This window comes from Streptococcus sp. UMB1203 (assembly GCF_030217725.1).
In the GTDB taxonomy this organism is placed as follows: Bacteria; Bacillota; Bacilli; order Lactobacillales; family Streptococcaceae; genus Streptococcus.
The window spans coordinates 1-1018 of sequence record NZ_JASOOK010000068.1; the positions used below are offsets into that span (position 1 = coordinate 1).

At 39.1% G+C, this 1018-nt stretch carries 1 protein-coding gene; it reads right to left on the minus strand.

The features are described 5' to 3' along the window. The coding region (locus tag QP439_RS08960; protein WP_285389644.1) for a YPDG domain-containing protein at positions 1-1018 on the minus strand (1018 nt) is incomplete at both ends.

Below are 1018 nucleotides of genomic sequence, written 5' to 3' on the forward strand. Positions count from 1 at the left end.
ACTTCTTCTGTTGATCCATCTGGATATCTTACTAGAACTTTACCTGTAATCTTATCTCCTGGTTTTGCTCCGTCTGGGATTGTTACTGTTACTTTTCCATCTTTATCTACTGTGATAACGTCTGGTTGATCACTTTCGAAGGTTGTTCCTGATGGAATCTTCTTACCATTCTCTTCTGTTAATGGAATTTCTACTTTAGATCCTGGTTTCCCTGTTTCATCTTCGTATTTCGGTGTGTACTCATCTTTATCTCGATTAGTTACCGTTACATTTACAGGTACTTCGTCTTTCGATCCATCTGGGTATGTTACTGTAACCTTACCTGTAATCTTATCCCCTGGGTTTGCTCCGTCTGGGATTGTTACTGTTACTTTTCCATCTTTATCTACTGTAATTACTCCTGGTTGATCGCTTTCGAAGGTTGTTCCTGATGGAATTTTCTTACCGTTCTCTTCTGTTAATGGTATTTCTACCTTAGTTCCTGGTTTGCCATTTCCATCATTGTATTTCGGTGTGTAGACACCTTTATCTTTTTCTACCACTGTTACATTGACTGGTACTTCATCTTTCGATCCATCTGGATATGTTACTGTAACCTTACCTGTAATCTTATCTCCTGGTTTTGCTCCGTCTGGGATTGTTACTGTTACTTTTCCATCTTTATCTACTGTGATGACTCCTGGTTGGTCGCTTTCGAAGGTTGTTCCTGATGGAATTTTCTTACCGTTCCCTTCTGTTAATGGTATTTCTACCTTAGTTCCTGGTTTACCATTTCCATCATTGTATTTCGGTGTGTAGATACCTTTATCTTTTTCTACCACTGTTACATTGACTGGTACTTCATCTTTCGATCCATCTGGATATGTTACTGTAATCTTACCTGTAATCTTATCCCCTGGGTTTGCTCCGTCTGGGATTGTTACTGTTACTTTTCCATCTTTATCTACTGAGATGACTCCTGGTTGATCGCTTTCGAAGGTTGTTCCTGATGGAATTTTCTTACCGTTCTCTTCTGTTA